The following is a 12770-nucleotide window of genomic DNA, read 5'->3' on the forward strand; positions in this document are numbered from 1 at the left end:
TCCTGGAAGGAGCGGACGAGGACTTCGTAGAACACGGCGCGTTTGAACCACTCGGGGTCGCGGTCCTTGGCGGGAGTGTCCTCGAAGGTGTCCGGAACGGGCTCGTTGACGATCATGGTGTGGGTGACCCTCCGATCTGCGGGTTGGACGGTCGCAGGACGGTGAGTACGTGCGCGGGCCTGGTGCCCGGTTCGAGGCGCACGTAGTTGGCCCTGCCCCAGTGGTAGGTCTCGCCGGTGAGCTCGTCGCGCACCGGCACCGACTCGTGCCAGTCCAGGCCGAGTTGCGGCATGTCCAACGACACCGTCGCCTCCTGGGTGTGGTGGGGGTCGAGGTTGACGACCACCAGAACCGTGTTCGAACCGCTCTTCTTCGAGCTCCTCTTCGAGTAGGCGATCACCGCTTCCTTGTCGGTGGGATGGAAGTGCAGATCGCGGAGCCGGTGCAGGGCCGGGTGCGCCCGCCGGATCTCGTTGAGCCGCGTGAGCAGCGGGGCGATGCTGCGCCCCTCCTGCTCGGCGGCCGCCCAGTCACGGGGTGTGAGCTGGTACTTCTCCGAGTCGAGGTACTCCTCGCCGCCCTCGCGCAGGGGGGTGTTCTCGCAGAGTTCGTAGCCGCTGTAGACGCCCCAGGTCGGCGAGAGGGTGGCGGCCAGGACGGCGCGGATCTCGAAGGCGGGCCTGCCGCCGTGCTGGAGATACGCGTGCAGGATGTCGGGGGTGTTGGCGAAGAGATTGGGCCGCATGTAGGAGGCGGCGTCCCCCGAGAGCTCGGTGAGGTACTCCGTCAGTTCCTGCTTGGTGTTGCGCCAGGTGAAGTACGTGTACGACTGCTGGAAGCCGATCTGGCCCAGCGTGTGCATCATCGCGGGACGGGTGAAGGCCTCGGCGAGGAAGATCACGTCGGGGTCGGTGCGGTTGATGTCCGCGATGACCCGCTCCCAGAACACGACCGGTTTGGTGTGCGGGTTGTCGACCCGGAAGATCCGCACGCCGTACGACATCCAGTGCCGCAGGACCCGCACCGTCTCGGCCACGAGACCGTCCAGATCGGCGTCGAAGGCGATCGGGTAGATGTCCTGGTACTTCTTCGGCGGGTTCTCGGCGTAGGCGATGGTGCCGTCCGGCCGGTGATGGAACCACTCGGGGTGTTTCTGCACCCAGGGGTGGTCGGGGGAGCACTGGAGGGCGAAGTCGAGGGCGATCTCCAGGCCGAGCTCACCCGCCCGCTCCACGAACCAGGCGAAGTCCTCGATGGTCCCCAGGTCCGGGTGGACCGCGTCGTGGCCGCCCTCCGGTGAACCGATCGCCCAGGGCACCCCGACGTCGCCCGACGCGGCGTTCAACGCGTTGTTGCGGCCCTTGCGGAAGGTCGTGCCGATGGGGTGGATGGGCGGGAGGTAGACGACGTCGAAGCCCATCGCGGCGATCGCGGGCAGCCGGCGCGCGGCGGTGCGGAAGGTGCCGTGCGGGCGGTCCGCGGTTCCCTCGGAGCGCGGGAAGAACTCGTACCAGGCGCCGTACAGGGCGCGTTCCCGCTCGACCTGCAACGGCAGCGGCTCGGACGCGGTGACCAGCTCCCGCAGCGGATACCGGCCGAGCACCGCGTCGACCTCCGGCGTCAGCGCCGCCGCCAGCCGGGAGACCGCCGGGCGGCTCTCGTCGCGCAGCGCCTCGGCCGCCGTCAGCACCACGGCGCGGTCGGGGCCCTCCGGCACTCCGTCGGCCGCCCGTTCGTGCAGGCGCGCGCCCTCTTCGAGGACCAGCTCGGTGTCCATCCCCGCGGGGATCTTGATGCGGGCGTGGTGCCGCCAGGTGGTGACCGGGTCGCTCCAGGCCTCCACGGTGTACGTCCAGTGGCCCGTCGCGTCCGGTGTGACGTCCGCGCCCCAGCGGTCGGTGCCCGGGGCGAGTTCACGCATCGGAGTCCAGGGGCCGGGCCTGCCGTCCGGATCCCGCAGGACGACGTTGGCGGCGACGGCGTCGTGTCCTTCCCGGAACACGGTCGCCGAGACCTCGAACGTCTCACCCGTGACCGCCTTGGCGGGCCGGCGGCCCCGCTGGACGAACGGGCGGACGTCCAGAACGGGTATGCGCCCGACGGCGGTGGCGTCGCCGCCCGGGGAGGATCGCTCCGGGGCCGGCGGGTCGGGTGCGGGGGTGAGCACCGGGACGGTCGTGTCCTTCCCGGCGTCGGCCGGGCTGTCGGTGCTCTTGCCGTTCTTGCCGTTCCTGGCGCTCTTGTTGTTCTTGGTGCGAGGCGTCGGGGGTGATGACGGGTGGTGCCTTGCTGGCATGACCGCTCCTGTCCGCATCAACGGGGGGTAGGCGGATGGATGTGGTGGGGAGGGGGTCCTGCGGGGGAGTACCGGAGGAGCCTTCCACCCTATTCGGGTGAGCAATCCGGCACGTTGTTAACTACCCGTGTGTTTGTCAACGCACAAGACCGGCCCCGTTCGAGGGGAACGGAGCCGGCCGCGGAGCCCCGTCAGGTGAACGGGGGGACCTGGAGCAGTTTGTCCGGCGAACCGGGTCCCCGGCCGGAAACCTTGCCGTTCGCCGCCGCCGTGACCAACGCCCGCGCGACCTGAGCGGGCGTGGCTTTCGGGTGGTCGGCCAGCAGGAGCGCGGCCGCCCCCGCCGCGTGCGGCGCCGCCGTCGACGTACCGGAGCGGGTCGCCCGGCCGGTGTCGCTCCGGTTCGAGGCGGAGGTGATCGACACTCCCGGAGCGAACAGGTCGAGGGCCGAACCGTAGTCGGAGAAGCCTGCCCTGACGTCCCGGCCGTCGGTGGCGCCGACCGTCACGGCCTCCCGTACGTCGGCCGGTGAGTGCAGGGCGGCCGGCCGTCCCAGGTTGCCCGCCGCGACCGTGTAGGTGACGCCGGATCGGATGGAGTCGCGGACCGCCGCGTCCAGCGCCGCGCTGTAGCCGCCGCCCAGGCTGAGGTTGGCGACCGCGGGCCGGTGCGCGTGCCGGGTGACCCAGTCGATGCCCGCGATGGCCTGCGCGGTGGTCCCCGCCCCGGTGTCGTCGAGCACCCGCACCGCGACGACCCGGGCCTTCTTGGCGACGCCGAAGCGGGCGCCCGCGACGATGCCGGCGACATGCGTGCCATGGCCGTTGCCGTCGGCCGCGACGCGGTCACCTCCGACGAAGTCCCAGCCGTCGCCCGCCCGGCCGCCGAAGTCCGCGTGCGTGATCCGGACGCCGGTGTCGATCACGTACACCGTGACTCCGGCGCCCGCCGACTTCGGCCAGTTGTAGCCGTCGTCCAGCGGCCGGCCCGGCTGGTCGACGCGGTCCAGCCCCCAGGACGGCGGATTCTTCGCGCCCCCCGCCGCCTCCAGGCCCACCCGGGTGTCCTGGACCACCGAGGCCACCCGCGGGTCGGCCGCGAGGCGCCGGGCCTGTCGCTCGTCGGCCTCGACGGCGAACCCGTTGAGGACCGTGTCGTAGGTCCGGCCGACGGTCGCCCCGTACGAGCCGACGAGCGTGCGCCCGGCCCCCGACGACGCGTCGGTGCCCTCCCGCAGCGTCACCAGATAGCTTCCGCCGACGGAACCGGGCAGACCGGCGCCGAGTATCTTCCCCTCCGGTACGGCGTGCGCGGGCGGGATGACGGCCGCGAGGACCACGGTCGTGACGACCGCGGCCAGGCCCCCCACCCGGCGCAGACGCCGCCTTCGCGTCCGTGCCATGGTTCGCGCTCCCCTCCTCGACCCGGCGCACGACGGGTCCGCCGGCCGATCCGACTCGTCCGACTTCGCCGGGTACGCCACGGGGCAGCCTCTCGTGCGGGGCGAAAGGCCACAAGGTGGCCTACCGGGACGAAACAGCGTTTCGGCCCGTTGTCGCGGGATGGGCCGAAAAGCGAGGGTCCGCGGGCGGCCAGCCCTCAGCGAGGCCCGCGTCGGCGCCGGTACCGTCGTAGGCGACGTGGACGCACACCGCCGTGCGTCTCTTCCTCACGCACGCCGAGGTGGAATGTGAAGGCGATCCGTCGATTCACCGTCCGACCCCTCCTCCCCGAACCCCTCCGGCCACTCAGCGATCTGGCCCGCAACCTGCGCTGGTCCTGGCACGCGGAGACCCGCGACCTCTTCCAGTCCGTCGACCCCGAGCGCTGGGCCGTCTCCGACGGCGATCCGGTGAGACTCCTCGGCGGCGTGCGCACGGCACGCCTCACCGAGCTCGCCGGGGACCGCCGCTTCCTGCGCAGGCTGCGGGCCGCAGCCGACGACCTGCACGACTACCTGACCGGCGACCGCTGGTACCAGGCGCAGCCCCGCACCGCGGGACTGCCCGCCGCCGTCGCCTACTTCTCGCCCGAGTTCGGCGTCACGGCCGCGCTGCCCCAGTACTCCGGCGGTCTCGGCATCCTGGCCGGCGACCACCTGAAGGCGGCCAGCGACCTGGGCGTCCCGCTGATCGGCGTCGGGCTGCTCTACCGGCACGGCTACTTCCGCCAGTCGCTCTCCCGGGACGGCTGGCAGCAGGAGCACTATCCGGTCCTCGACCCCAACGAGCTGCCGGTGACCCTCCTGAAGGAGGACGACGGCACCCCCGCGCAGATCTCGCTCGCCCTCCCCGCCGGCAAGCAACTGCACGCCCGGGTGTGGCTCGCCCAGGTCGGCCGGGTGCCGCTGCTGATGCTCGACTCGGACGTCGAGGAGAACGACCTCGGCGAACGCGGGGTGACCGACCGGCTCTACGGCGGGGGCAGCGAGCACCGGCTGCTCCAGGAGATGCTGCTGGGCATAGGAGGTGTCCGGGCGGTACGCGCGTACTGCAGGCTGACCGGCCACGCCCCGCCCGAGGTCTTCCACACCAACGAGGGCCACGCGGGCTTCCTCGGCCTGGAGCGGATCGCCGAACTCGCCGACGCCGGACTGGACTTCGACTCCGCCCTCGAAGCCGTCCGGGCCGGCACGGTGTTCACCACCCACACCCCCGTGCCCGCCGGCATCGACCGCTTCGACCGTGAGCTGGTGGCCCGCCACTTCGGCCCCCAGGCCGAACTCCCGCGCATCCCCGTCGACCGCATCCTGCGGCTGGGCATGGAGACCTACCCGGGCGGTGAGCCGAACCTCTTCAACATGGCCGTGATGGGCCTGCGGCTGGCACAGCGCGCGAACGGCGTGTCCCTGCTGCACGGCCAGGTGAGCAGGGAGATGTTCTCCGGCCTGTGGCCCGGCTTCGACCCGGAGGAGGTGCCCATCACCTCCGTCACCAACGGGGTGCACGCCCCGACCTGGGTGGCCCCGGAGGTCCTGCGGCTCGGCGCCCGCCAGTTCGGCTCCGGGCGGGCCGAGGACGCCCTGAGCGGCGGCGGCTCCGACCGCTGGGACGCCGTCGCCGACATCCCCGACCAGGACATCTGGGAGCTGCGCCGCGATCTGCGCGAGCAACTGGTGGTCGAGGTGCGGGAACGGCTGCGCGCCTCCTGGCGTCAACGGGGAGCGGGCACGGCCGAGCTGGGCTGGATCGACGGGGTCCTGGACCCGGACGTCCTCACCATCGGCTTCGCGCGCCGGGTCCCCTCGTACAAGCGCCTGACGCTGATGCTGCGGGACCGCGACCGTCTGATGGACCTCCTGCTGCACGCGGAGCGGCCGATCCAGATCGTCGTCGCGGGCAAGGCGCACCCGGCGGACGACGGCGGCAAACGGCTGGTCCAGGAACTGGTCCGGTTCGCCGACGACCCCCGCGTCCGGCACCGTCTCGTCTTCCTGCCCGACTACGGCATGGCGATGGCGCAGAAGCTGTACCCGGGCTGCGACATCTGGCTCAACAACCCGCTGCGGCCCCTGGAGGCCTGCGGTACGTCCGGCATGAAGGCGGCGCTCAACGGCTGCCTCAACCTCTCCGTCCTGGACGGCTGGTGGGACGAGTGGTTCCAGCCCGACTTCGGCTGGGCGATCCCCACCGCCGACGGCGCCGGCACCGACCCCGACCACCGCGACGACATCGAGGCGGCGGCCCTCTACGACCTCCTCGAACAGCGGATCACCCCCCGCTTCTACGAACGCGGCCAGGCGGGCCTGCCCGACCGCTGGATCGAGATGGTCCGCCAGACCCTCACCCTGCTCGGCCCGAAGGTGCTGGCGGGACGCATGGTCCGCGAGTACGTCGAACGGCTCTACACCCCGGCCGCCCACGCGCACCGGACGATGAGTCCGGACACCGCGCGCGAACTCGCCCGGTGGAAACAGCGGGTGCGCTCGGCCTGGCACGCGGTGCAGGTGGACCACGTCGAGACATCGGTGGCCACCACCACCGCCGAGCTCGGCACCACCCTCGCGCTGCGGGTCCGCGTCGGCCTCGGCGACCTCACCCCCGACGACGTCGAGGTGCAGGCCGTCTCGGGCCGGGTGGACGAGGAGGACCGCATCACGGACGCGGCGACGGTCCCGCTGAAGCCGTCCGGCGGCCCGGACCTGGACGGCCGCTGGCTCTACGAGGGCCCCCTCGCCCTCGACCGCACCGGCCCCTACGGCTACACGGTCCGTATCCTCCCGGCCCACCGGCTCCTGGCCTCCGGTGCGGAGTTGGGCCTGCTGGAGGTGCCGTCGGAGGAAGCGGTGGAGGGGGCGGGCGTGCTGCTGAGGTAGCCGCCGCTCCCCGCCCGCCCGAGGCGCCGGCGCGCTGCCGCCGTCGCCTCGGGCGGGTTTTCCGGTTCCGGGGGCGGTCGCTCGCGCGCCGGTCGTCCGGGTGGGGCGGGCTGACAGTTCGAGATCGCATCGTCACCCTCTCTGAGCAGTGCTGACATAGGATTTGCGGCTCGGTGACCGACGCAGAGAGAGGCCGACGAGCGCGTGGCCGAGAGACCGTCCGAAGAGCACAGATCCGGTTCCGAGAAGGGGGAGGGAGGCAGAGGCGGGGCGCCTGACGAGCCCGGCAGCTCCCTATCCGACGCGGAATGGGCGAAGTTCGTCCAGGAGAGCGAAGCCGGAACTTCTTCCTCCGCCCCGAAGGAGCCGTCCGCGCGGGCCCGGATGGTCGCCGGGCGGCTGCGGGAGCAGGACGCGCGCGGGGCGAAGCCCGGGGGATGGCGGACCACCGCCTCCCTGCTCGAGAGGGAGGAACGGGCGATCCGGAGCAGGCGCCGGCGGTGGGTCTTCCTCGGTCTGCCCGTCGCGGTCGCTCTGGCCGTCGTGGCGATGCGGCCGTCGCTGCTGCCCGGCGATCCCTTCGGGACCGGTCGGTCGGGAGCCGCCGTCGCCCCGTCCCCGCTGCCCGCCGAGACCGCGGCCCCGACTTCCGCGCCCGACTCGGTGGATCCCGAACGGCCCACCCTCGCCCGGCCGTTCGCGGGCTCACCGGCCCTGCAGTGGGCCGACGGCGAGGCCGGCATCGTGCTGCCGAAGGCGACCCCGATCGGGTCGCTGTCCAAGGCGCAGGTGGCAGGGGCGCTGGAACAGACCAGGAAGCTCCTGATCGACGCCAACCTCGACCCGGCCACCCTGTCCGGCGGACGTCCCGAGACCGCGCTCGCGGTGATCGACCCGCTGCAGACGGACGTGCACGGGCTGCTGAACACCGCGCTGAGCAAGCCGGACGAGGACCACGACCCGCTGTGGATGTTCAGCCGCTTCGACCCCGCCGAGATCCGGCTCGTCGGTGACGTGGTCAAGACCCGGGGACGGATGACGTTCGAGGCGGGTCGGCACGCCTCCGTCGCCGTGCACGCCGACTACACCTTCGTGTACCCGGTGGTGCGCGTCGGCGAGGACGCCACGACCGAGGTGGAGCGCACCATCGTCCGCCGCGTGCTCGACGTCGAACTCTCCGACCCGGCCGAGTACATCGTCACCCCGGGGAAGATCAGCGTCACGCGATACGACGAGGAGATCGGCAACTCCGCCTGCGACGTCTACGACGGCTTTCTGCACCCCGAGTTCTCGACGACCGAGCCGACGGGCGTGCCTGCCACCGGGCCGACCACGGACCCGTACGACCGCAGCCAGAACCTCGACGAGAACCGCCCCGTGGGCTGCGGCGTGGTGTCCCGCACCTGAGCTGCCCGGGCGCGGCCGCCCGGCCGGTCCTCGCGCGATCCCCGGACGTGCGGGGGAGAACGCCGGGTGACCCGGCCGGGTCCGGCGCACCGGACGTCCGCGGTCGGACACGGCTGCGGATATTCGGTGGGCAGACCGGAGGGCGGGGGCTATGCTCCCCGCGATGACTACTTCTTCTGTAGACAGATCGGGGGACCCGTCCGCGCAAGGTGAGTGCTGATGCTCCCTCAGATCGCGAACGAGGATTCCCGACTTTCCCTCTGGCTGCGCGTGCGCGAGTTCGCCGTGCCGGCCTCCATGATCGAGACCGCGACCGTCCGCCGCCGTGCCGGGGACTGGGCGGGGGCCTGTGCCGCCGCGGGTATCGACGTCGATCTCGACCTGCGCGCCGTCGCGCGCGCCCACGGTCGCGCGTTCGTCTCCCGGCTCCGGGCCGATCTGCGGCACCTGGCGCCCGACCTGCTGCGATGGCATATGCCCAGGGTCGCTCCGGACGGGCTGCTGCGGCCCGGGCTGACCGTCTCCCTGGCCCGCTATCCCGGCGTCGCGGGCCGACGGGACGACACCCGGTGGCCGGTGCACCTGGTGGTGCGGACCCCGCCCGCCTGGGCGGACGCCGGGCAGCGGTTCAGCCTCGGGCTGTGGGACGGGTCCCACGGTGACCGCGCGCATCCACACCCCCGTCCCAGCCGGCGGTTCCGGTTCGACCTGCACCGGCACCTCTGGGACGCGCGCCGGGCGGACGAACTGCGGACGCGGGGCGGGGGTGGTGCGCGCGACGACCCGCTCGGCCCCGGCCTCCCCCTGCCCGACGGGCGGCACTGTGCCGTCGACCGGTGGGCGGACGAGGCCGGGATCCTGCTCCGGGCCGACGGCGTGATCGCGGACGACCCGTCCGACTCAGCCGTCCTGGTGCGGCTCGGAGGCAGGCGTCGACTGGTGCTCGGCGTCGGCGTCGGCGTCGGCTTCGGCTTCGGCGCCCGCGCCGGCGTCGGTCCGGATACGTCCGGGGAGTCTGTCGCGTCCGGGGCTCGCGTCGCGCGGGTCACCGCCGTGTCCCGGCGCGGCGGCGGGACCGCCCTGCCGGTGCTGCCCGACGCGGCGACCTGGGTGCCGCCCGACCTGGAGCTGCTCCGGGCCGGGGCGATCGACGCCGACCGCCTGCACCCGCTCGTCGCCTCGGCGTTGCTGCCGGATCGGCTGCCGCACCCGGCCGGTCAGGCGCCGTCCCCGGCCCCCGACCCGGCCGGACGGCCGCACCTCGTGGAGTGCCGAGGGCAGCGGCACCGGATCGGGCTGGTCGACGGGGTGCTGGCCGCGCTCGACCACGGCCCGGACGAGATCCGGCGCGAGGAACTGCTGGTCGCCCTGACCGGCACACCGCTGCCCTGCCTGCGCGCCATCGACGAGGCCCACAAGCGTCCCGACTGCCTCTCCGGCGTGCGGGAGCGTCTGGTCCACGGCGATGTCGACGGCGCCCTGGCCGTCGTCGAGGGGCTGCTCGGGCCCGAGGCGACCCTGCGCGAGGGGCCGCTGCGGGACGAACTCGAGGCGGCCGCGCGGCGGCGCATCACCTACGGACTCTTCCGGGCCGGGCTGGCGGGGCCCGGCCCCGGCCGGGTGCTGCCCGGGCTGTCCCGTCGTCCCGCCCACCGGTCCCACCCCCGCCACACCCTCGGCCGCTGAACCCCTTCGCGACCGCGCCGGTCCGCCCGGACCCGCCGACCCCTTCGACTCCCCAAGGTGATCTCTCATGCCCACATGCGCTCCGCCCGCCCTCGTCGACGCCTCCTCCGACCCGTTCGCCCCCGACTCGCCCTCCTCGCAACTCGACGTCGCGGCAGCCTTGTCGGCCCTGCTGCGCGACTCCAGCACCGAACCGCGCCCCGACAGCCAACTGGAAGCCCTGATGCTGGCCGTGGCGGCCGACCTCCCCGTGCTGCTCTGGGGTGAGCCGGGGATCGGCAAGACCGCCGCGCTGACCCAGCTCGCCGTCTCCCTAGGCCTTCCGCTGACCACTGTCATCGCGAGCGTGCACGAGCCGTCCGACTTCTCGGGGCTGCCGGTCGTCGGGGACGATCCCGCCGAGCAGGGCGTCCCCATGGCTCCACCGGACTGGGCGGTGCGGCTCGTCAAGGCCGGCAAGGGGCTGCTGTTCCTCGACGAGTTGTCCACCGCGCCGCCGGCCGTGCAGGCGGCCCTGCTCAGGCTCGTGCTGGAGCGCCGGGTCGGCGCGCTGACGCTGCCGCCCGGGGTGCGGATCGTGGCCGCCGCCAACCCGCGCGGCTCGGCGGCCGACGGCTGGGAGCTGAGCCCGCCGCTGGCCAACCGGTTCGTCCACCTCCAGTGGGCCCACGACCACGAGGTCGTCGTCCGCGGACTCGGCGGCACCTGGCCCCGGGCGACCCTGCCCCGGCTCGATCCCGCGAAGCTGCCGGAGGCCGTGGACCGCGCGCGGCGCGCCGTGTGCGGACTGCTCGCCGCCCGCCCCAAGCTGGTGCACCAGCTGCCCAGCAGCGAAGCGCGCCGGGGCGGCGCCTGGCCGTCGCCGCGCAGCTGGGACATGACCCTGAGTCTGATCGCCTTCGCGACCGCGGCCGGCTCCTCCCGCGACGTACTCTCCCTGCTGGTCCGGGGCACGGTCGGCGACGGTCCTGGACTGGAACTGCTGGCGAGCCTGGACCGGATGGACCTCCCGGACCCCGAGACGCTGCTCGCCGACCCGGCGGGCGCCGAGCTGCCCGAGCGCGGCGATCTGCGGCAGGCCGTGCTGGACGGCGTCGTGGCAGCGGTCCGCGTCCGCCCCGACCGGTCCCGCTGGGACGCGGCGTGGGCACTCCTCGTGAAGGCGCTGGAGACCGGCGCCCCGGACCTGGTGGTCGTCCCCGCGACGACGCTCGCCTCGCTGCGCCAGGAGGACTGGGACGTACCGGAGTCGATCGAGAAGCTGGCCGGAGTGGTGACCCTGTCCCGGCGGGCCGACCGGGCGGCGGACCGCGCGACGGCGCGGACCACGGCCACGGCGAAGGCGAGCCGATGAGGCCCGCCGACCCGAGCAGGCCCGCGGGGCCTGCGAGCCCTGTCGGTCCGGTGAGGCCCGACGGTCCGGTGAGGCCCGACGGTCCGGTGAGGCCCGACGGTCCGGTGAGGCCGCAGCGGCCGGTGATCCCCGCCGCCCCGACGAGCCCCGCCGACCCGGTGATCCCCGCCGCCCCGACGGGCCCCGCAGACCCGGCGAGTTCCGCCGAGCCGACGAAGCGCGCCGATCCGGCGGGGCCCGGTGGGTCGATGAGCCCCGACGATCCGCAGGGGTCGGTCGATCCGCAGGGTCCCGACGATCCGCAGGGCGTCGCCGCCCGGTCACCGGCCGCCGCGGCGGCGAGGCCCCTGGACCTGGACAAGCTCTTCGCCGCCCGGCTGCAGGCCGCCCGGGCCCGGCCCTACCTGGCGACGGCCCTCTTCGCCCTGCACCCCGTGGAGTCGCGATGGGTGCCGACGATGGCCGTGGACCGGCACTGGCGGTGTTACGTCTCACCGGCGTTCGTGGACCGCATGCCGGTGGAGGACCTGGCCGGGGTGTGGGTGCACGAGGTGTCGCACCTGCTGCGCGACCACCACGGGCGCAGTGAACGGGTCGCCCGGGAACGGGGACTGACCGGCGCGGGGGAGCGGCTGCGGATGAACATCGCCGCCGACTGCGAGATCAACGACGACGCCTTCGGGGACGGGCTGGTCCAGCCCGAGGGCGCCGTCACGCCGGGTTCCCTCGGGCTGCCGCCGGGCGAGCTGATGGAGGACTACCTGCGTCAGTTCCGGCTCGGTCCGCACACCCAGAACCTGGTCTGGCTGGACTGCGGCAGCGGCGCCGACGGACGGGAACGGGAGTGGGACCTCGGCCCGGACGGCGCGCACGGCCTGAGCGAACAGGAGAAGGACGGCGTCCGGTTCCGCGTGGCACAGGGCATCGCCGGCCGCCGCGGGACCGCCCCGGCGGGGTGGCGGCGGTGGGCGGACGAGGCCTTCCATCCGCCGCAGCCGTGGCGGCAGTTGCTGGGCGCGGCGGTCCGCTCGGCGGCCTCGGCCCCGGGCGCGGGGGAGGACTACTCCTACGGCCGTCCGTCCCGCCGCTCGGCGAGCGTCCCGGGCGCGGTCCTGCCGAGCCTGCGCCGCAGACCGCCCCGGGTGAGCGTGGTCATCGACACCTCCGGATCGGTCAGCGACGCCGAACTGGGCAGCGCGATCCTGGAGGTCGCCGCGATCTCCTCAGCCGTGGGCGGCCGGCGCGATCTCGTCACCGTGGTGCCGTGCGACGCGGCGGCCCGTGTCGTGCACCCGCTGTGCCGGGGCGAGGGCATTCCCCTGATGGGCGGGGGCGGCACGGACCTGCGCGCGGGCTTCACCAAGGCGCTGCGCGCGCGGCCCCGGCCCGACGTCATCGTCGCCCTGACCGACGGTCAGACCCCCTGGCCGAGCACCCGTCCGCCCTGCCGCACGGTCGTGGGCCTGTTCCCCCGGGGCCCGTCGTCGTACGACGAGGACGACCCCGACTACGTACCGGACACGCCTCCGGCCTGGGCCCGGGTGGTGGAGATCGGGTGACCGGCCGAGGGCGGTGCGAGCGGAATTGTCACGTGATCATGTTCACTTCATATGAACGAGCTGTGGGGAGATCTTGTGCTTCCGTTCGGAGATCCTTTAGTACTTGCCCCAGCGTGATCGTTCGAGCGGGGGGCTTCCGTGCAGGGGAAGAA

Annotated in this window: 7 protein-coding genes; 5 read left to right on the plus strand and 2 right to left on the minus strand. The window is 73.6% G+C overall.

The genetic code is table 11. The features are described 5' to 3' along the window. Positions 1-112 precede the first annotated feature (112 nt). The gene (locus J2X68_RS20735; protein WP_310434033.1) at positions 113-2296 is read right to left on the minus strand and encodes an alpha-1,4-glucan--maltose-1-phosphate maltosyltransferase; all 2184 of its coding nucleotides are present in this window, start codon (positions 2294-2296) and stop codon (positions 113-115) included. Between the two features lie 191 nt (positions 2297-2487). Continuing rightward, on the minus strand, positions 2488-3699 hold the full coding sequence (locus J2X68_RS20740; RefSeq protein ID WP_310434034.1) for a S8 family peptidase: 1212 nt from the start codon (positions 3697-3699) through the stop codon (positions 2488-2490). A gap of 288 nt (positions 3700-3987) precedes the next feature. Between J2X68_RS20740 and J2X68_RS20745 the strand changes: the two genes are divergently transcribed. The 5 genes from J2X68_RS20745 (at position 3988) to J2X68_RS20765 (ending at position 12618) form a co-directional block, all read left to right on the plus strand. Next, a complete protein-coding gene (locus J2X68_RS20745) occupies positions 3988-6612 on the plus strand; it encodes a glycosyltransferase family 1 protein (RefSeq protein WP_310434035.1) in 2625 nt (874 codons plus the stop codon). Positions 6613-6996: 384 nt separating this feature from the next. Next, entirely contained in the window at positions 6997-8019 is a 1023-nt protein-coding gene (locus J2X68_RS20750) for a hypothetical protein (RefSeq protein ID WP_399040416.1), read from the plus strand. 219 nt (positions 8020-8238) lie between these two features. Further along, positions 8239-9705 (plus strand): hypothetical protein, encoded by a 1467-nt coding sequence (locus J2X68_RS20755; protein WP_310434037.1) that lies wholly within the window; start codon positions 8239-8241, stop codon positions 9703-9705. A gap of 67 nt (positions 9706-9772) precedes the next feature. After that, complete coding sequence (locus J2X68_RS20760; protein WP_310434038.1) at positions 9773-11059, plus strand: MoxR family ATPase; 1287 nt, start codon at positions 9773-9775, stop codon at positions 11057-11059. 248 nt (positions 11060-11307) lie between these two features. Further along, positions 11308-12618, plus strand: a complete 1311-nt coding sequence (locus J2X68_RS20765) for a DUF2201 family putative metallopeptidase (RefSeq protein WP_310434039.1) — start codon at positions 11308-11310, stop codon at positions 12616-12618. The last annotated feature ends 152 nt before the right edge of the window (positions 12619-12770 follow it).

The sequence above is a fragment of the Streptomyces sp. 3330 genome (assembly GCF_031456635.1).
GTDB lineage: Bacteria > Actinomycetota > Actinomycetes > Streptomycetales > Streptomycetaceae > Streptomyces.

Excerpts from the sequence above, each read along its gene's own strand:
- J2X68_RS20750 (WP_399040416.1), top strand. The coding sequence starts at position 6,997 with ATGGTCGCCGGGCGGCTGCGGGAGCAGGACGCGCGCGGGGCGAAGCCC.
- J2X68_RS20735 (WP_310434033.1), bottom strand. The coding sequence starts at position 2,296 with ATGCCAGCAAGGCACCACCCGTCATCACCCCCGACGCCTCGCACCAAG.
- J2X68_RS20760 (WP_310434038.1), top strand. The coding sequence starts at position 9,773 with ATGCCCACATGCGCTCCGCCCGCCCTCGTCGACGCCTCCTCCGACCCG.
- J2X68_RS20740 (WP_310434034.1), bottom strand. The coding sequence starts at position 3,699 with ATGGCACGGACGCGAAGGCGGCGTCTGCGCCGGGTGGGGGGCCTGGCC.
- J2X68_RS20755 (WP_310434037.1), top strand. The coding sequence starts at position 8,239 with ATGCTCCCTCAGATCGCGAACGAGGATTCCCGACTTTCCCTCTGGCTG.
- J2X68_RS20765 (WP_310434039.1), top strand. The coding sequence starts at position 11,308 with ATGAGCCCCGACGATCCGCAGGGGTCGGTCGATCCGCAGGGTCCCGAC.